We start from the raw sequence: 20,106 nt of genomic DNA, 5'->3' as shown, positions 1-20,106 counted from the left end.
TTATGAAGAGAATTGCTCAGGTCGGTACATTTAATGTTGATAATTTAGGTGATCTGCTTTTTCCTATAGTTTTTGAAAAAATTGTGGATGATATTTATAGTCATTCAAGCGAGGCATATGAAATCAGGTTTTTTAGCCCCAATTGTATGCAATACACACCGACCTACACAGATCAAAAGCAAGTGGAGGATATTATACAATTTGATAATTACTCTTTCGATAAGGTTTTTATTGGTGGAGGCGATTTGTTAAGGTCAGATGACTGGTCTATTAATAGTCTTTATGAAGAGAGTAGACTTAGCTTCAGTAATATTATTTCTCCTACTGATGCTAGTATTGAGAATTGTTACACAATTGGTTTGGGTGTCCCCTTTCAATTAGATGAGGGGTTCTCAAGATATGTAAGAAATTCATTTGCCAGATTTAAAGTCGTGTCAGTAAGAGATCAGAGATCAAGCAAATTTCTATCAGATGTTGGCATAAGAAGTGAAATTGTACCTGATTTGGTATTGTGTATTTCTGAATATTTCCCTAAGTCCTCTCTTGAAGCCACTTTGGACTCGCTAGCAACTGATAGCCAACATGTATTAAAAAAAGGGGAGTACATTGTATTCCAGGCTAACGAAAATGTTATCTCCAAGGAAGAGGTTAAAGACGTAGCTGTTTTGCTCAATAACATTTCTAAGAATCTTGGCGTTCCTATCGTACTCATTTCAATTGGTGAATGTCTTGGGGACAATGAATTATATGATCAGCTTGCACCTCTACTTGTTGATACCTGTATAATTAATAAGGAAAATATACCTTCTTTAACTTTGATGGACAAAGTGGCTATTTTAGCAAATGCAAAAGGTTTTATTGGATCGAGTCTTCACGGAAATATCATTTCATACAGTTACGACATCCCACATGTGACTTTTTCCGGCGAGTATTCCACGAAGTTAACAGGCTTTTTTGAACTCATCCAAAAAAGTAATTACTGTCTGAGAAAACCTGTCTATATGCTGGATAAAGCTGAGTATATAGTTGATTACTTCAAGAGTGGATTGAACAATACTCATGAATTTAAGGATCTTTCAGGCAGAATATTTAACTTCGTAAAAAATGCCTTACTTGATCTTTCTGAGAACAAGAATGCCTCTTCTTATTCTAAAGAACTGGATCAGCTATATAAGGTTGAACAAGCTATAATTAATAAAAAAGAGCTGGAAGTGTCGTCTTTATGGAAGAGAGTCAATGTGTCTGAAAACATGTTGAAGGAGACGCATGCTCAGAACAAAGCTTTATGGGAGCGCGTTAACAGTACTGAGGCGTTTCTGTCTAAAGAAAGGGAGCAGATACAAAAACTGTGGGAAAGAGTAAACCAAAGCGAGTCCAAGAATAGCGAATTGGAAAATAATATTAGATTAACTCAGAGTAGTATAAAACAATTGAATGAAAAACTAGAGAACCTTCAAGAGCAAAAAAACGTATTAACAGATGAGAATGGAAGGCTCTTGCTGATCGAAAATGAGTATAAGAATGTAATGAGCAGTTTTATATACTATTTAAAACATAAAAAAAAATAAAAAAGGGAATTTATAACCATGAATGAATTGAACCATTTAGCCTCTGTAATTATTCCCACAAAAAACGGAGGAGATATATTCAAAAAAGTATTGGTGGAAGTTCTGAAGCAGGATTTGGGAGCTCCTTTTGAAATTGTTATTGTAGATTCGGGGTCTTCTGATGGAACAGTTGAATTTATACAAGGTCTGCAAAAACAAAATGAAAATATTGTTCTAAAGCAAATCATGCCCAAAGAGTTTGGACATGGGAAAACGAGAAATCTGGGGGCCTCTTTGGCCAGTGGTAAATACCTTGTGTTTATTACTCAAGATGCTTTGCCCTATGATCAGTTTTGGCTGAAAAACTTGGTTTCATGCTTTGATTTAGATGAGAGCATAGTAGGTGTATTTGGTAGACACTTGCCTTATGATGATTGTGATATTTTTGAAAAGCATAACATCATAACACATTTCAACAATTTTGGTACAGAAACAACCATATATTATTTGGATGATCAAGAGAGATACAACAGGGAAGAAGGATACAGACATTTATTATGTTATTATTCCGATAATTCCTCTGCAATGCGCAAAGAGATTTGGAATACAATTCCTTATCCAGAAGTTGATTTTGCCGAGGATCAACTGTGGGCAAGGCAAATAATTGAAAGAGGGTACAAGAAGGCTTACTCTCCCCAATCAGTAGTTTACCATTCTCATAATTACACGTTTAAGCAGCAGTTTAAACGCTATTATGATGAGTATAAGGGTCTGTACCGTATCTATAATTACGCTTCTGTTAAGAGTGTTTTTTTATTGCCGGCATATATAGCTAAGCACTTTATAAGTGACGTAAGGTTTCTGCGCCACAACACCAATATAAGTCGAAAAAGAAAACTATACTGGGCAGCTTACTCTTTAGTTAAAAATACAGTAAGGTACTCAGGCGCCTATTTAGGAGTTTTGGGAAACAGGTATACGTCACTTAATCGGTTGTTTTCAAGAGAATACAAATTAATAAATAAGTAATAATGAGGGTTGATCATGTATAATGTGTTTCTTTATAATGCTAAAAAAGCAGCAAAAATTATTCAGTCGCAAGGAGTTATAAAAGGCAGCAAAACCGTGATCTCAAAAATAAAAAAGAAAAATGAGATTGCTGTAACTAAGAAAAATGTTTTTAAGTTCTATCATTATTTGTTACTGGAGAATAAAGCAGCTAAATTAAGTGATAGGCTTGGAAATGAGTTGAGCCTAGCTTGGTTTATTCCTGACTTTGGGATTGGATCAGGCGGTCATCTGAATATTTTTAGAATTGTATATTTATTAGAGAAATTAGGTGTTAAATCAGATATATATATTTGTGGTGGGTCTCAATGGGGGGATTCAGCCAGTGTTAAAAGGGTTATTGGGAATTACTTCTTTCCATTAAAGTCAAATGTTTATATACTTGATGATAAATTTGAAGTAAACATCGAATATGATGTTGCTGTAGCGACTTCTTGGCAAACAGCCTATTATGTTAGATCTTTTGATAATTGCGTAAAAAAAGTATATTTTGTGCAGGATTTTGAACCTTATTTTTACGCTCCAGGAAGTGCATATTCATTTGCAGAACAAACCTATAAATTTGGCTTCTATGGAATAACAGCAGGTGACTGGCTTAAAGAAAAGCTGGCGTCAGATTACGGTATGGTATGTGAAAGTTTTAGTTTTTCATATGAAAAAGATCTTTATAAACCACAGGAAAAACGGGATAAGGACATACGAAGAGTATTCTTTTATTCTCGGCCACCTACAGAGCGAAGAGGCTTCGAGCTGGGGATTCTAGCTTTGAACGAATTTTGCAAGAAAAATCCGGACGTTGAGATTGTTATGGCTGGTTGGGATGTTTCTGAGTATGAAATACCTTTTAAGCATTTTAATGCTGGTGTAGTCAGAATTGAAGAATTATCACATTTGTATGCTCAGTGCGATGTATCATTAATTCTATCTTTTACAAATTTGTCTTTATTACCTTTGGAATTGATGGCGTCTGGATGCCCAGTTGTAATTAATCAGGGTAGAAATAATGACTGGATCGATCCCGAGAAGAATATATTCATTTATGTGGAAGATGATGTGAATGAAATTGTGGAGGCCCTCGATCAAGTTGTGAATAAAAAAGTAGATGTTCAGATTCTAATGGATAATGCAAGTGATCTGCTGGAGAACTCATCCTGGGAAAAAGAAGCGGGAAAAATTCAAACGTATCTCTTTAAAATATTGGAGGGTTAAATGGAACATGTTGTGATTATTGGTTGTGGATATCTAGGTTCACATTTGGCCAATTATTTTCACCAAAAAGCTTGGTCTGTGACGATTATAGGCAGAGACTCAGAGTACTCGCATTTGCTTTTGGAAGGAATAAGATTTGTTGGAGCTAACATAAACGATATGGAAGAACTCCAAAAATATATTAAGCAAGATGACATAGTTTTATACGCAGCTGGTTCAATTAACGCAACAAATATGTTTTCAGATGTATTAGCAGACATAGAGTCCTATTATACTTCTTTTGTGAAACTTATTGAATTCTGTAGCTATGTTAAAGTGAAAAAATTTGTGTTTTTATCCTCTGCAGGAACAGTATATGGCAATACCTTGGCCCGAGCCAAAGAGGATGATTCTATGAATCCAATCAATATATATGGGTTACAGAAAGTCTTTTTTGAAAATTTAATTAAAATTAAGCACAATGAAACCAATAATTTGCCTTATCTTATTTTGAGGGTTACTAATCCTTATGGAGGATTCCAAAATCCCAATAAGAAGCAAGGAATCATCCCGGTCTTAATTAATAAGGCGCTAAATAAGGAAGAATTTATATTCTGGGGTAATATTCAGGCTGTTCGCGATTTTATATTTATAGATGATTTTCTGGAAGCGACTTTCCGTGCGATTAGGCTGGCTGACCAAGAGATATTAAATATTGGCAGTGGAGTAGGCACATCTATAAGTCAGGTTATTTCAATAGTCGAGCAAAGAACGAATCAGAATATAAACATTGTATATAAAAGTAAAGGGCAAACTACAATTATGAAAAATGTGGTTAATACAGATAAACTGGTTGGCCTAACAGGGTATAGTCCATCAACAACAATTGAAGATGGGATAGCCTCTATTATTAAAGTGACAAAAAATAAGTAGTTGGTTTTCTCTATCTATACATTTTGAAATCGGCTTCTGATACGTTTACGTAAATTTGAAGATACTATTGTCCCTTCTGGTTGTTGATTACAGAAAGCAGTCGTTATGAAAAGACTTAGCTGTTAATTTATTAGTAGTGTGTGTATACCAGCTGAGTGTCCGGACCATAGAAAAGGATAAATCAGTAATTGGTTACTGATTATTCAAATTCAATAATACATTAAGTTATGAAAATAAAATATTTGATAAGAAGTAGGCTAACTATACTAGCAGTTGAATTATTAAACTGACTTTTTATATAAAGGATGTGAATGGAAATAATACATACTATACTACTGTATCAATTTCTCATCATTAATTAATGAGCGAAGGTGCTTAGACACATAAATCTATGCATTAATTGCACTAAATGTAAATTATTCTAGAATAAGGTGTTTCGCAACTGAAAAGGAGAAATTAAGAAGTGAAAAAGGAACGCATTTTTGTCTGGATACTAATTGCGTCTTTTGTGAAAGGAATTATATGGGCAATTGTAGTACCTCCTTTACAAACGCCCGATGAGCCTGTACATTTTGAATACGTTCAGTTTATGGCGGAAAATAATAAAATCCCAATTCTGAGGGATGAGGCTCAACATTCTTCAGAAATGGAATTGTTTTATAAATCTGTTGATATGAGGAATATAGCATATCATACAGAAAATAAATATAAAATTAATGAAAATTTATTTAAAGAGTTATCTGATAATCGACAAAATTATGACCGAAATTCTAACGGCAGTTCAGTAGCAGCGGGATATCCTCCTGGTTATTATTTTTTTGCTGCATTATTTTATAAGTTTTTTTATTTCTCTTCAATTTTTGATAGGTATTACGCAGTTCGTCTTTTTTCAGTGTTATTAGGAGTATTAGCAACAGCTATCACTTATTTAATTTCTAGTAGATTATTCGATAAAAAAAAGAATATTGCTATAACTATATCTATATTAGTTAGTTTCCACCCGATGTTCTCTATGGTTGGTATTGCTGTAAATAATGATATTCTAATGAATACAGTCACCATGGCGATTATGCTTTCACTAATATATATTATTTATTCACCCACAAGAAAAAGGCTCCTTTTTACTGGTGTGCTTTTGGGGTTTGGCCTAATTATTAAGCCTACAATGGTATTTGTGACTGCAATAGCGTTATCACTTATATTAGTATATTTTATCAGTAAGAAGTTTAGTCTTCAATTTTGGATAGAATCTGCCGTGTATTTATTCGTTCCAATTCTCATTATTTATTTACCATGGGGAATATTTAGTTTCAAACATTATCATTCATTTACCGGGGGAATAGGAATGCAGCCTCCTGGTGATCTAAATGTAGGATTGCACTGGTATATTGTAAATACATTTTTAATAAAAGAAGCAATTTTCCGTTCATTTGATACATGGGTTGTCTCTTTTTGGGCAAACTTTGGTTGGTTAGATACAAGATTTACATCTAGAATAATTTATAAAGTCTTGGCTTTAATATCTTTAGCTAGTGTAGTGGGTTCAATATACGGAATAATAAAAAGGAAGAAATATTATAAAACTATTGCGGTGTGTCTTATTGTCGTGATATTGAATTTTATTTTTTTGTACTTGGTCGAAATTCAATATTTCATGCGGTTCCATAACTTTATGCTGCAGGGAAGATATCTATTTACCTCTTTGGTACCTATTAGTATTATTATAGTTATGGGAATAAGTTATCTATTTCCTGAAAAGTTGAAGAACTATGTGTTTTACTCATTATGTCTACTTATGTTTTTATTTAATGTTTCCTCGTTAGATATTATTAGTAGTAGATATTATTAATATATTCCGTGCTACACTATCTATCACTGCAAATTTATTACCTGCTGGGAGCTAAGGGGATAATGATGATTAAGTCAAAAAAAATTCTACTGATTATTCCTGCATATAACGAGGAACGAAGTTTAGAAAAGCTAATTTCCTCAATCAGAGAATTAAATAATTCTCAATTGAATATTCTAGTTATTAATGATTGTTCATCAGATTCAACGGCAGCACTTTGTGAAACACTTAATGTTTCGTCAGTTAATTTGCCATGCAACTTAGGCATCGGTGGAGCAGTGCAAACCGGCTATAAATATGCGTTTTATAATCAATTCGACATAGCTGTGCAGGTTGATGGAGATGGGCAACACAATCCTAAATACTTGGAAAATTTGATTAAACCATTAATTAATAACGACGCAGATTTAGTTATAGGGTCTCGTTATATTAATAAAGAGGGGTTTCAGTCATCTTTTATGAGAAGAGTGGGTATCGTGTATTTCTCTGAGATGCTCAGGGCGTTAACGGGTCAGCGGATAACTGATCCTACTTCCGGATTTAGAGCATGTAATAATAAGGTGATTGAAGCTTTTTCTAAGAGGTACCCAATGGATTATCCTGAACCTGAATCAATTATGTATTTAAAGAGAAATAATTTTCGCATTAAGGAAATTCCAGTTAATATGGAAGCAAGACTTGAGGGTAAATCTTCAATTACCTCATTAAAGTCAATTTATTACATGACAAAAGTCTCCTTGGCAATTTTAATTGATAGACTAAGAAAACAAATAGTTTAGGAGAAGTTATGATATCCATTAAATTACAATTTATATTAATTGCAGGAGCGCTCATTTGTTTTCTAGTATTATTAAATTTGCTGCGTAAATATAGAATGGAACTAAAATATTCAATGCTTTGGATCATAGCAATGATAGTGGTTCTTATTTTATCATTTTTTCCAAGTTTGTTTAACTATGTTTCCAGGATTATGGGGATTGAAGTACCTGTTAATGCTCTTTTTTTACTTGCTATTTTTGGGATTTTTGTCATCATGTTTTCTCTAACAATAGAGGTGTCCAAGTCTACAATAAAAATAAAAGAACTATCTCAGGAATTAGGCTTAGTCAAGCACGAATTAAATAAAATTAGGGAGATTGAAAGGGAAAACTAGTATGCTAAAAGGACCCACGCTAGTTAATTTTTTATTACTAGTTCTCAATGTAATCATGTTATGTAGTGGACAAGTTTTTTTTAAACTGGGGCTGGAGAAAATAGGAGGAGTCAGCTTAAGTAGTGCTTGGAAAGCTTTATTTGTTCCAAATATAATTGTTGGATTGTTATTATATGTTTTTGCTACATTGATTTGGTTCGTTGTGTTGTCTAGAATGCCTTTGAGTGTTGCTTATCCAATTCAGAGCTTGGCATATATTTTTGGTGTTATAGCAGCATTGTTTATTTTTCATGAGCCAGTATCTATGATGAAATGGGTTGGATCAGCAATAATTTTAGTAGGCGTTTTTATAATAGCATTAGATTAAATTTACATTTTATGGAGGTCATTTATTATGAAAGGTATAATTCTTGCAGGAGGTACAGGTTCTCGCCTCTACCCCTTAACCAAAGTAACAAATAAACATCTGCTGCCAGTGGGTAAATATCCAATGATTTTCCATTCCGTATCCAAGCTCAAGCAAGCTGGCATACACGATATTCTTATCGTTACAGGTAAAGAGCATATGGGAGATGTCGTTAACCTTCTTGGTAGTGGTCGTGAAATGGGCGTAACATTCACTTACAAAGTCCAAGACGAAGCTGGTGGGATTGCGCAAGCGCTCGACCTGGCAGAACAATTTGTAGGCGATGATCAAATGGTTGTTATTTTGGGCGATAATGTATTTGAAGATGACATTGCACCATTTGTGGACAATTTTCGCAATCAAATCACGGGTGCGAAGATCCTTCTTCAGCAGGTACAAGATCCACACCGTTTTGGAGTGGCTGAGCTTCAGGGGAAACGAATTGTGTCTATTGAAGAAAAACCTAAAGATCCAAAAAGCAATTATGCTGTAACAGGAATTTATATGTTCGATCATAGTGTGTTTGAAATTGTTAAAACACTTGAACCTTCAGCTCGTGGAGAACTTGAGATCACTGACGTCAACAATGCATATATTGCTAATGGAACATTGACATATGATGTTCTCCAAGGATGGTGGACGGATGCGGGAACTCACCCATCTCTTGCACGTGCTAATGAATTAGCCAAGGATATCGTCTTTGGTGAAGAATTTGGAAAACTAAAGCTTTAAATAAAGGGAGGATGCAGACTTATGAAGGTAATCCCTTTGAAACTGGAAGGTGCAAAAGTTATTGAACCTGTGGTTCATGGTGATCATCGTGGTTTTTTTATGGAAAGCTACAATGAACAAGTCATGAAACAAAACGGGATTAGTCATGATTTTATTCAGGATAATCAATCATTGTCTGTGGAGACTGGAGTTATTCGTGGCTTGCATTATCAGCTTAAGCCAAAAGCACAAACAAAACTCATTCGTGTGATCTCAGGAGCCATCTATGATGTGATTCTGGATATTCGTAAAAGTTCCCCGACATTCGGTCAATGGGTTGGGGTGATTTTGAGTGAACACAATAAACGTCAATTACTGGTCCCTAAAGGTTTTGCTCACGGATTCTGTACGCTTGTGCCTAATACCCAGGTGTTTTATAAGGTAGATGAGTATTATTCACCTGAGGATGATCGTGGTATACTCTGGAATGATCCGGCACTTGGGATTGATTGGCCAACTTCCCATGCAATTCTTTCGGAGAAGGATCAGAAGCAACCTATATTAGCAAATGCGGAGATTAATTTCGACTAAATAGGGAACGACAAAGTAAGAGCGTTATTCATTGTTGATAGTTCCTTCTTGATTTAAGTGCATATTATGTATATATCGGAATGTATTTTAGGAGGTCTTTATGAAACTTCTTGTCACCGGCGGTGCCGGATTTATTGGCAGTAACTTTGTATTGTATATGTTAAAACAGCATCCAGAATACGAAATTGTGAATATAGATGCGCTTACCTATGCAGGTAATCTGGAAAATTTGAAATCCATTGAAAATCACCCTAAACATACCTTCATGAAAGCGGATATTACTGACGCGCAAGCGATTGACCAGCTGATGCAGCAGGGAATTGATGTGGTGGTGAATTTTGCGGCAGAGTCGCATGTGGATCGAAGTATTTTGGAGCCTGAAGTATTTGTGAAAACCAACGTATTTGGTACACAGGTACTGTTGGACGCAGCCAAGAAATATAATGTGACCAAGTTTGTACAGGTATCGACAGATGAGGTGTACGGATCTCTGGGTGAAACGGGCTTGTTTACAGAGGAAACTCCGCTGCAGCCCAATAGTCCTTACTCTGCTTCTAAGGCAGGTGGGGATCTGCTGGTTCGTGCATATCATGAAACCTTTGGTCTACCTGTGAATATCACTCGTTGTTCCAATAACTATGGTCCGTACCAGTTTCCGGAAAAGCTGATTCCACTGATGATTTCGCGGGCGTTGAGTGATCAGCAGCTACCTGTATATGGAGATGGCTTGAACATCCGCGATTGGTTGTATGTGGAGGACCATTGCAGCGCAATTGATCTGGTCATTCATCAAGGGAAGCTTGGTGAGGTATACAATATCGGTGGAAATAATGAGCGGACAAATGTGCATATTGTCAAAACGGTATTGGAGGATCTGGGCAAGCCAGAATCTCTGATTTCGTATGTACAGGATCGCCCGGGTCATGATCGCCGTTATGGCATTGATCCAACGAAGACCATGAATGAGCTGGGCTGGAAGCCAAAGCACTCTTTTGAAACAGGCATTAAAGAAACAATCCGTTGGTACTTGGACAACAAAGAATGGTGGACTCGTATTCAATCCGGCGAGTACCAGCAATATTATGCTAAGCAGTACGGTTCCCGCTTGGGGGATGCGTAAGATGAAGGTGCTGGTTACTGGAGCATCCGGTCAACTTGGCAAAGATGTAGTAAACGTTTTTCAGGGCCAGGGACTTGATGTCTTTGGATACGATCGGGAACAGCTGGATATTACGGACTTGGAGCAGGTTGTAAAGATCGTGGGACAGTACCAACCTGATGCTATCATCCACTGTGCAGCGTATACGGCAGTGGATGCAGCCGAGTCTGATATAGACACGGCTTACCAAGTCAATGCGTCGGGAACACGCAATATGGCGTTGGCTGCGGAAAAAGCAGGAGCCAAGCTGGTGTATATCAGCACGGATTACGTGTTCGATGGAACAGCGGAGCAACCGTATCATGAGTATGACAATACGAATCCGCAGAGTATTTACGGAAAGTCCAAGCGGTCCGGAGAGATACTGGCCCAAACACTTTCCTCCAGATATTTTATTGTTCGTACTTCTTGGGTATACGGATTACACGGGAACAATTTTGTAAAAACAATGCTGAAGCTTGGACAGGAAAAGCCACATCTTCAGGTTGTGAACGACCAGAAAGGCGCACCCACCTATACGGTGGATTTGGCTCGCTTTTTGGCAGAATTGGTTCAAACTGATAAGTATGGCGTATATCATGCGTCCAATAGCGGTGCTTGTACTTGGTATGAGTTTACGCAAGCTATTTTTCAGGATGCGGCAGGACTATTAGGTGCCAAGATAACAGCAAAATTGGACCCATGTAGTACAGAACAATTCCCTAGGCCTGCAGCACGTCCACGTAATTCGGTCATGGAGCATATAGCGATTCGAACCAATGGGCTGAATGATTTGCGAAATTGGCGTGAAGGATTACGGGATTTTTTAAAAGAGTATCTGGAAAATTCCAATAAATAGAGGTAGACTATATATCTGCAGCGATCTCCCATCATGTTATGATTGGGAGATTTTATTATCTAGGGACATATGTCGATCAAGCTCAATGAGTATTATAATGTATAAGACAGTTCGTCATATATGGAGCTATAAGGAGGGCATTATTCTGGAAAAGCCCAGTGTACAAATTTTGTTATCTACATATAATGGAGCAACTTATTTAGATGAGCAATTAGAAAGCCTGATCAATCAGAAAGACGTAAATACTCAGATTCTAATTCGTGATGATGGCTCAACAGATGATACGATTTCCAAATTGAATGCGCTGAAGCAGCGTTATCCTCAACGGGTTGTTTTATATCCCGAGAGCAATGAAGGAGTTATTGCGAGTTTTTTTGATCTGATTCAAAGATCTTCCGAGACATTCGACTATTATGCTTTTTGTGATCAGGATGATGTTTGGATGCCGAACAAGCTTGCTCGGGCTGTAGCTCAGCTCAGGGAAAAGGATGAGAGCCGCCCGCTGATGTACTGTTCTGCTACCCAAATGGTCTCTCAAAACTTGGAACCCCTCAAGGTATGGCCAGCCGATATTCCCAGACCTTTATCCTTATATAATGCTCTCATCGAGAATGTATGTGTAGGTTGTACCATGGTAATCAATAAACAAACACTTCAGTTCGTGAAAACGAGAATGCCAGATACTTTGGATAACATTATCATGCATGACTGGTGGATTTACTTATGTACCGCCGCTTTTGGTGAGGTCGTTTTTGATCCTGAGCCGTCCATTTGGTATCGGCAGCATCAAAACAATGTGCTCGGAGGGTCAACGGATGGCTGGATCGGCAAGTGGAGGAAGAGACTAAGTAGATTTGTGAAAGGAAAAAATCGCTATATTTTAAGTAAGCAAGCCCGGCAATTTGTTCAACTATATGGACAAGACATGCCTTCTCAATTGTACAGAGATGTGGATCAATTCCTGGATAGCTACCAAAAGGGTGTGCTTTCTCGTATGAGATATATTGGGCAGTCTCCATTCTATAGGCAGTCACGGTTAGACAACTGGATTTATAAGTTAGTTTTTATATTGGGGAAATTATAGAAGATGGAAAGAAAAATATTGAAACTTTTTTCCATATAGGAGCGTCAAATAATCAAAGGTGCAAATGAATGCTAGATAAAATACCATCGAATGCGTGTTCCTTTTTGGAAATATATAGTATAATTGAAGCGTGCAACCGATAGAGCTGGCAAGGGCGGTCGGCTAACTCTCCCGAGGAGGGGGGTGAAGCCTGTGACAGTGTTTGAGGCGCTCAGTTTAATGCTGACGTTCGGGGCGTTAATCGTCACACTGTTAGAGTTTAACAAACGAAAATAGACCGCCCCCGCAAGGAAGGGTCTATTTTCGGCCTGATTGTTCTAAAACCGTCCGCTCTTGGAGCGTTGGTTGCGCGGGGCTGGCTGGCACCAGCCCTTTTTCCATGTATATCTTACCACGATGAAATTTAGACCTCAACCGAGGATTTTACAAAAATCTAATAAACGACTTCCAATGAACAATATATAGATCGAAATGGTTTCGTTTGTCTATATTTGCACTTTGGAGCGACTGGAATCGAATTTTGTGAAATTCTACTAACTATGCAAGGTTACAAGTTATGTGCTTTTTTGCGCCCCGTGGCCTGCACGGTATGCTATAATAGGCGATAGTAGAATAGATTACTGAATTTGTCAGGAGCGTTTTAAATATGGATGTAAGCATACTGGTCGTCAACTATAATACGTGTCGATTGACGCTGGATTGTTTGCAGTCAGTGTATGCGTCAAAGACGCAGTATCGATATGAAGTGATTGTTATCGATAATCACTCCAGTGACGGGTCTGTTGAGGCTATTCGTGCTGCGTACCCGGATATTACATTGATAGCTAATAAGGATAATACAGGGTTTGCCAAGGCGAACAATCAGGGGATGGAAGTAGCTAGCGGGCGTTATGTATTGCTATTGAACTCCGATACGTTGGTGCAGCCGGATACGCTGGATACAATGATTCAGTTTATGGATACACACCCGGAGATGGGGGCATCGGGCTGTAAGGTCATTCTGCCGGATGGCTCGCTAGACAAGGCTTGTAAGCGAGGGTTTCCAACGCCGTCGGCGTCTTTTTACTATGCTTTCGGCTGGTCGAAGCGTTACCCGGATAACCCGAAGTACAACCAATATCAGCTTGGGCATCTAAGCCCCGATGATGAGTATCCTGTAGATGTACTGGTTGGTGCTTTTATGCTGGTGCGTAAGGAGACGATTGACCAGGTCGGCGGATTGGACGAAACCTTTTTTATGTATGGTGAGGATATAGACTGGTGTTATCGGATTAAACAAGCCGGTTGGGGCATTTACTACTACCCACGCACATATATTATTCATATCAAAGGAGGCAGTGCTCGCCGTCGTCCTTTGAAAATTATTTATGAGTTTCATAGAGCGATGTGGGTATTTCATCGTAAGCATTATAAACAGCAATACAGCTGGATCACTAACATGGCTGTATATACGGGAATTACGGTGAAGTTTGGAATGGCTTTTCTTAAAAATAAGTTGTCTGCACCGGTTAAGCCGGACGGCGGGGAACAATCTCGTACTGAGGTGAAAGCATGATACGCAGAAATCAGCGTTTTTTAACCCAATTATATATTGTGGCGGATTTCGCGGTCATTCAGTTATCTTTTCTGATCGCTTGGTTTTTCAAATTTGAAAGTGAATGGATCACTTATAAAGAGCCGCTTCCTATTCAAGTATATGGAGGGTGGAGCTTAATATACGGTCTGATTGCTGTAGTGCTGGGGATGTTATTCTCACTCTATTCGCCAAAGCGCAAAAAGAGGTTTGCAGATGATGTATTTCGCGTTACCCAGATTCACATTGTTGGTCTGTTTGTGCTGTTGAGTGTAATGTTTTTCGTAAAGCAAATCGACATCTCGCGGTCCTACCTGGCGATCTATATGGTTGGTAATGTGCTGATTATTTTGTTTTATCGTTATTTTTTGAAGCAAATTCTTAAAATTCTCCGTCAAAAAGGATACAATAAGCAATTCATGCTCATTCTTGGAGCAGGTTCTTTAGGCCAACGATTTTATCATAATCTTGGACAATATCCTGATTTAGGTTATGAAGTAGTGGGATTTCTAGATGATAAACGGCATTGGAACGAAGAGGAAGAAGCTCATTTTCGTCCGATTCTTGGAGGATTAGATCAGTTGGAGGCAACGCTGTCACGCCTGATGATTGATGAGGTCATTCTGGCGCTGCCGCTGGATGCTCATGATAAGTATCCCAAGATTATCAACATGTGTGAAAAGGCTGGAGTACGCACGCTTATTATTCCCGATTTCTTTGATTATTTGCCGGCACGACCTTACTTTGACAACTTTGCAGGTATGCCGATGATCAATGTACGAGATATTCCACTGGATGTAGCAGGGAATCGATTGTTTAAGCGTCTGTTTGATATTTTATTTTCTTTATTCGCCATTATTCTGACCTCTCCCATTATGCTGGCCGTGGCGATTGGTGTGAAGGTCACATCGAGAGGCCCCATTATTTTTAAGCAGGAGCGGGTAGGCTTGAATCGTCGCACCTTCCGGATGTACAAATTTCGTTCGATGAGGGTACTGCCACCTGGAACTGAAGATACGGGCTGGACGACTGCTAATGACCCAAGACGCACACGTTTTGGTACTTTTATTCGTAAAACGAGTCTCGATGAGCTGCCACAGTTTTTCAACGTACTGTTAGGTGATATGAGTGTCGTTGGTCCACGTCCGGAACGGCCCTATTATGTGGATCAATTCCGTGAGGAAATTCCAAAATACATGGTGAAGCATCATGTTCGTCCTGGAATTACAGGTTGGGCACAGAGTAACGGTTTACGTGGAGATACATCTATTGAGGAACGGATTAAGCACGACATCTTCTATATTGAGAACTGGTCGCTCTTATTCGATATTAAAATTATTTTTCGTACAATCCGTAACGGCTTCAAAAACGCTTATTAATTCAGAGCACCCTTCGGCTTAGCCGGAGGGTATTTTTGTGTCTATTACACTTACATAGCCAACGTCCCGAGATTTCAATAATAAGGCCGATGAATACGCGCTTCACCAGTTCAGCACTATTTTGCCTACTTATATGTACATTTTTTAGTTCAGCTGATATAGAGCTGTTTTGAGTAGGTGTATGTAGGGTATTGACCTGTACGAAAAGGATGTGACACCCTATGAAACGAGTGATTGCTGCGGTTATTCTTTTAATGTTAATCGGTACATTTTTACTGGCTTACAAAGGACAATCTACAGAAGAACATACTGGCTTTACCACACACCGCGTAATTTCGCATGCCATGGGAGCCGTTGATGGTTTGGCTTATACCAATGCGCGTGAAGCGTTTGTAGAAAATTATAAAAAAGGCAGCCGTGTATTCGAGGTCGACCTGATGTTTACTTCGGATGGACATTTGGTGGCACGGCATGAATGGACAGAATCCTTTACAAAACAAATGCAACAGGAACACGCAGTTGCTACAGAGCAGGGCGGAAAGCCCTGGAGCTATCATCAATTTAAAAACACCCCTATACACGGTTCCTATACTCCACTAGATTGGAAGGATGTATTGGATTTATTGGAAAAGTACCCGAATGCCTATATTGTGACCGATACGAAAGAGCAGGACTCTGCCCAAATCAAACGGTTGTTTGCACAACTGACCCTTCAGGCTCAGGAGAAAAATCCCGAACTTTTATCTCGTATTGTCCCTCAAATTTATAATGAGGAAATGCTGCAAACATTGCGGAGTATCTATCCTTATACATCCATTATTTATACGCTCTATGCTACAGAGGATACGGATGACCAGATCATTCAATTTGTTCAACAACATGATATAACGGCAGTAACTTTACCGGAAAATCGCGTGAGTGGTGCCTTAGTTGAAAGTTTGCGTCAGGCAGGGGCAGTGTGCTATGTAAATACGATTAACGAGTTGAAGGATGCTACTGAGTACGAACAGATGGGTGTAAGAGGTTTCTATACAGATGTTTTAACGGAAAAAGAACTTCGTAAACGCAGTTGGTTGTATGCGCTGAGACCATAAGCTGTCTGAACTCGGTGTTCCCATTTGATACGAACATTGACACCTTTTAAGCACTGTCATAGACTTAGCATAGAACGCTTTTGGATATTAAAATTCGGCTCGTCTGGATGATGACAAAAGCAATGGATGCTGGAGGAATGTGTGTTGGCAGATTCAATTCAATCATGGAGGCATGTATTTAAGCTTGATCCTGACAAGGAACTGAATGATGAAGCGCTTGATGCCGTGTGTATGTCTGGTACGGACGCCATTATGGTAGGCGGTTCATCGGGCGTAACGTATGAAAATACGGTGGATTTGCTGTCACGGGTTCGGCGTTACGAGGTGCCGTGTGTGCTTGAGGTATCCGATCTGGAAGCTGTAGTGCCGGGGTTTGATCTATATATGATTCCCATGGTGCTGAATACCAGTGACAGTAATTGGATCATGGGCCAGCACCAACGTGCGATTGAGCAATTTGGTTATATGATCCCTTGGGATTTGCTTGTGACGGAAGGATATATTGTTTTGAACGGTGATTCCACCGTCGCTAAGCTTACCAGTGCGGATACTTCGCTGAGTGCTTCTGCTGCCGCTTCATATGCACAGATTGCTGACAAGCTTATGCATCTACCGATTGTATATGTGGAATATAGCGGTGTCTTTGGAGATATGGAGCTGGTACAACAAATACATCGTGGTATGGAGCGATCTCGTGTCCTATACGGAGGAGGGATCGTGGATAAATCTACCGCGTTACAAGCAGCAGCTGTTTGTGACACCATTGTAGTAGGAAACATTATTTATCGTGATTTGGCGAAAGCGCTGGAGACGGTAGCTGTGAAATTGGAAGTATAGAGCGTGAATTTTATGAAGGCTTAGAGAAAGGAGCATGCACGCATGCAATCAATAGATATACACGAGGCGGTAGCTCGCCTTAATCAGCCTCAGCGTCAGGCCGTGGAGGCGGTAGATGGTCCGCTGCTGATTATGGCTGGCGCAGGCAGTGGTAAGACGCGGGTGCTCACGCACCGAATAGCTTACCTCATTGCGACCCGTAAGACGGCTCCATGGGGTATTTTGGCGATTACCTTTACGAATAAGGCCGCGCGTGAAATGCAGGATCGCGTATCCAAGCTAATTGGCCCGCAGGGGAGAGATGTGTGGGTATCCACCTTTCACTCCATGTGTGTGCGTATTTTACGCCGGGATATTGAGCGGATCGGATTTACCTCCAATTTCAGCATCTTGGATTCTACGGATCAATTGTCTGTCATTCGGAGCTGCATGAAGGACTTGAATATAGATACTAAGAAGTTTGAACCCAAAGCGGTTCAGTCTATGATGAGTACGGCTAAAAATGAATTGGTCACTCCCGAAATGTATGAGCGCAAGATTGGCGATTATTTTGAAGGAATTGTGGCGAAGGTATATACCAAGTATCAACAACGGCTCAAAAATAACAACTCTCTTGATTTTGATGATCTGATCATGGCAACGATTCAGCTCTTTAAAGAAGTGCCTGAGGTGCTTGATTTCTACCAAAAGAAATTTCAATACATTCATGTTGATGAATATCAGGATACGAACCGTGCGCAGTACATGCTGTGCAAAATGCTGGCTGACAAGCATCACCGGCTATGCGTTGTAGGTGACAGCGACCAATCCATCTATCGGTGGCGGGGGGCGGATATTAGCAACATTTTGAACTTTGAAGAGGATTACCCAGAAGCACGTACGATTTTGTTGGAGCAGAACTATCGCTCAACTTCGAATATTCTTAATGCAGCTAACGAAGTCATTGGCCAAAATACAGGCCGTAAGCCGAAAAAACTATGGACCGACAAAGAAGGCGGTGCCAAGATTAAGGTTTATCGTGCTGACTCCGAACATGACGAAGGCTACTTTATCGCCTCAGAAATTCATAAGAATATTAAGGCGGGCAAAACCTATAGCCATCATGCTATTTTGTACCGTACGAATGCCCAGTCCCGGGTAGTCGAGGAAATTTTGATTAAATCGGATATTCCTTACCAAATCGTGGGCGGAATCAAGTTCTATGATCGTAAAGAGATTAAGGATTTACTGGCGTATCTTCGCCTACTGTCCAATCCTGACGACGACATCAGCTTGATCCGAATCATTAATGTACCGAAACGAAGCATCGGCGACACAACGGTCGGCAAATTGCAGGCAGCTGCAGCGGAACGTGGCGTTTCAATTTTCCGTGTACTTCAAGTGGTAGATGACTTAGGCTTTGCTGGACGCACGCGCAATGCGCTTGTAGAGTTTTACGATATGATCGAGGGTTTAAGTCGGATGGTGGATTATCTGTCAGTTACTGAGCTGACCGAAAAAATGCTGGAAACCACCCAATATCGATTAGAACTGCAAAACGAGAATACACTCGAGTCACGCTCGCGTTTGGAGAATATTGATGAGTTCCTGTCGGTAACTATGGAATTTGAAAAAGGAACGGAAGACAAGTCACTTGTTTCCTTCCTGACCGATCTTGCTCTAATTGCCGATATTGATTCCATGAATGACGATGAAGAGGAGCAGAGTGATGCGGTTGTATTAATGACCATGCATAGCGCTAAAGGACTGGAGTTTCCTATCGTATTTATCGTTGGGATGGAGGAAGGGGTATTCCCTCACAGCAGGGCCTTTTTGGATAATGAAGAGCTGGAGGAAGAGCGCAGATTGGCGTACGTCGGGATTACCCGTGCTGAGGAGCAGTTGTTCCTCACATGCGCACAGATGCGCACTCTGTTTGGACGTACCACAGCTAACCCGCCTTCCCGCTTTCTCGAAGAGATTCCGGATGAGTTAAAAGAAGATACGATCATCAAGCGTGACCGCTACCGTCGTTCAGGCAATGTAGGAGGATCTTATGGTGGTCGCGGACTGGGCAAAAGCAGTGGCAGCAACTTTGGTGGAGAGCGCTCGTTTGATACGATGAGCCGTAGTGGCTCGTCTGCCTCCGCGTCGCCCCGCGTAACAGTGACCACTTCCTCGCCCGCAAAACCAACTTCGACTGCTTCGACAGGAGGTCCATCCATTTTTGCTGCCGGAGACAAGGTACAGCATGGCAAATGGGGAATTGGAACCATTGTAGCTGTAAAAGGGACGGGCAATGATATGGAACTTCAGATTGCTTTCCCTGCTCCGGTAGGGGTTAAGCGACTGTTGGCTGGATTTGCGCCGATTACAAAAGTAGAGTAAATCTCAAATCTCAAATTTCATTAAATCTCGAACCTCATAGGGCAGCTTGGCTTAGGTCTCTGCCCTAATGAAGTTCCCGGAGGGATACGCCTGCATGAACCCAATGCACAGGATGGAGCAGCTTGTTGCTGAACTGAACACATATAACTATCACTACTATACATTGGATGACCCCCAGATCAGCGACAAAGAATATGATGTGCTTTATGACGAACTGGTAGCGCTTGAACAAACAAGCGGTCTTGTTCTGCCAGATTCGCCAACACAGCGTGTGGGCGGGGAGATACTCAAGGGCTTCACACCGCATCGCCACCTCGCTCCATTATGGA

At 39.8% G+C, this 20,106-nt stretch carries 20 protein-coding genes (1 of these 20 cut by a window edge); all 20 read left to right on the top strand.

From position 1 onward, the window contains the following. Nucleotides 1–2: 2 nt before the first annotated feature. Nucleotides 3–1,568, top strand: a complete 1,566-nt coding sequence (locus PPM_RS23570) for a polysaccharide pyruvyl transferase family protein (RefSeq protein WP_016324766.1) — start codon at nt 3–5, stop codon at nt 1,566–1,568. An 18-nt stretch (nt 1,569–1,586) separates the two neighbouring features. Continuing rightward, nucleotides 1,587–2,576 (top strand): glycosyltransferase family 2 protein, encoded by a 990-nt coding sequence (locus PPM_RS23565; protein ID WP_016324765.1) that lies wholly within the window; start codon nt 1,587–1,589, stop codon nt 2,574–2,576. 15 nt (nt 2,577–2,591) lie between these two features. Continuing rightward, nucleotides 2,592–3,824 (top strand): glycosyltransferase family 4 protein, encoded by a 1,233-nt coding sequence (locus PPM_RS23560; protein WP_016324764.1) that lies wholly within the window; start codon nt 2,592–2,594, stop codon nt 3,822–3,824. Continuing rightward, entirely contained in the window at nt 3,825–4,736 is a 912-nt protein-coding gene (locus PPM_RS23555; RefSeq protein WP_016324763.1) for an NAD-dependent epimerase/dehydratase family protein, read from the top strand. Nucleotides 4,737–5,199: 463 nt separating this feature from the next. Then, nucleotides 5,200–6,585, top strand: a complete 1,386-nt coding sequence (locus PPM_RS23550) for a DUF2142 domain-containing protein (RefSeq protein ID WP_016324762.1) — start codon at nt 5,200–5,202, stop codon at nt 6,583–6,585. Nucleotides 6,586–6,647: 62 nt separating this feature from the next. Continuing rightward, nucleotides 6,648–7,364, top strand: coding sequence for a glycosyltransferase family 2 protein (locus PPM_RS23545; protein WP_016324761.1), 717 nt, complete (start codon nt 6,648–6,650; stop codon nt 7,362–7,364). 8 nt (nt 7,365–7,372) lie between these two features. Beyond that, the gene (locus tag PPM_RS23540) at nt 7,373–7,738 is read left to right on the top strand and encodes a DUF2304 domain-containing protein (RefSeq protein WP_016324760.1); all 366 of its coding nucleotides are present in this window, start codon (nt 7,373–7,375) and stop codon (nt 7,736–7,738) included. A gap of 1 nt (nt 7,739) precedes the next feature. Beyond that, on the top strand, nt 7,740–8,105 hold the full coding sequence (locus tag PPM_RS23535) for an EamA family transporter (protein WP_043921427.1): 366 nt from the start codon (nt 7,740–7,742) through the stop codon (nt 8,103–8,105). 27 nt (nt 8,106–8,132) lie between these two features. After that, nucleotides 8,133–8,876, top strand: a complete 744-nt coding sequence (locus PPM_RS23530) for a sugar phosphate nucleotidyltransferase (protein WP_016324759.1) — start codon at nt 8,133–8,135, stop codon at nt 8,874–8,876. 21 nt (nt 8,877–8,897) lie between these two features. Next, nucleotides 8,898–9,446 (top strand): dTDP-4-dehydrorhamnose 3,5-epimerase, encoded by a 549-nt coding sequence (gene rfbC, locus PPM_RS23525; protein ID WP_016324758.1) that lies wholly within the window; start codon nt 8,898–8,900, stop codon nt 9,444–9,446. Between the two features lie 100 nt (nt 9,447–9,546). After that, nucleotides 9,547–10,566, top strand: a complete 1,020-nt coding sequence (gene rfbB / locus PPM_RS23520) for a dTDP-glucose 4,6-dehydratase (protein WP_016324757.1) — start codon at nt 9,547–9,549, stop codon at nt 10,564–10,566. A gap of 1 nt (nt 10,567) precedes the next feature. Next, nucleotides 10,568–11,443 (top strand): dTDP-4-dehydrorhamnose reductase, encoded by an 876-nt coding sequence (rfbD, locus tag PPM_RS23515; protein ID WP_016324756.1) that lies wholly within the window; start codon nt 10,568–10,570, stop codon nt 11,441–11,443. 97 nt (nt 11,444–11,540) lie between these two features. Next, nucleotides 11,541–12,527 carry a glycosyltransferase family 2 protein gene (locus PPM_RS23510; protein WP_231124484.1) on the top strand — a complete coding sequence of 329 codons (987 nt, stop codon included), beginning with the start codon at nt 11,541–11,543 and terminating at the stop codon, nt 12,525–12,527. 183 nt (nt 12,528–12,710) lie between these two features. Further along, on the top strand, nt 12,711–12,803 hold the full coding sequence (locus PPM_RS30690) for a putative holin-like toxin (RefSeq protein WP_219727884.1): 93 nt from the start codon (nt 12,711–12,713) through the stop codon (nt 12,801–12,803). A gap of 370 nt (nt 12,804–13,173) precedes the next feature. Next, complete coding sequence (locus PPM_RS23505) at nt 13,174–14,082, top strand: glycosyltransferase family 2 protein (protein ID WP_016324754.1); 909 nt, start codon at nt 13,174–13,176, stop codon at nt 14,080–14,082. Further along, nucleotides 14,079–15,479, top strand: coding sequence for an undecaprenyl-phosphate glucose phosphotransferase (locus PPM_RS23500; protein WP_013373301.1), 1,401 nt, complete (start codon nt 14,079–14,081; stop codon nt 15,477–15,479). The genes PPM_RS23505 and PPM_RS23500 overlap by 4 nt, the downstream gene beginning before the upstream one ends. 221 nt (nt 15,480–15,700) lie before the next feature. Then, a complete protein-coding gene (locus tag PPM_RS23495) occupies nt 15,701–16,573 on the top strand; it encodes a phosphatidylinositol-specific phospholipase C/glycerophosphodiester phosphodiesterase family protein (RefSeq protein ID WP_016324753.1) in 873 nt (290 codons plus the stop codon). A gap of 126 nt (nt 16,574–16,699) precedes the next feature. Next, nucleotides 16,700–17,410: a heptaprenylglyceryl phosphate synthase gene (locus PPM_RS23490; protein ID WP_013373299.1), complete on the top strand. Its 711-nt coding sequence runs from the start codon at nt 16,700–16,702 to the stop codon at nt 17,408–17,410. A gap of 42 nt (nt 17,411–17,452) precedes the next feature. Beyond that, nucleotides 17,453–19,777: a DNA helicase PcrA gene (gene pcrA / locus PPM_RS23485; protein WP_013373298.1), complete on the top strand. Its 2,325-nt coding sequence runs from the start codon at nt 17,453–17,455 to the stop codon at nt 19,775–19,777. Between the two features lie 94 nt (nt 19,778–19,871). Next, nucleotides 19,872–20,106: the 5' end (the start) of an NAD-dependent DNA ligase LigA gene (gene ligA, locus PPM_RS23480; protein ID WP_013373297.1), read on the top strand. Its footprint extends 1,781 nt past the window's final position; the window shows 235 of its 2,016 coding nt (coding positions 1–235); its start codon is at nt 19,872–19,874; its stop codon lies beyond the right edge, outside the window.

Source organism: Paenibacillus polymyxa M1, assembly GCF_000237325.1.
GTDB lineage: Bacteria > Bacillota > Bacilli > Paenibacillales > Paenibacillaceae > Paenibacillus > Paenibacillus polymyxa_C.
Note: the sequence above shows the minus strand (reverse complement) of the source record. Positions and strands in the feature narration are given on the sequence as shown.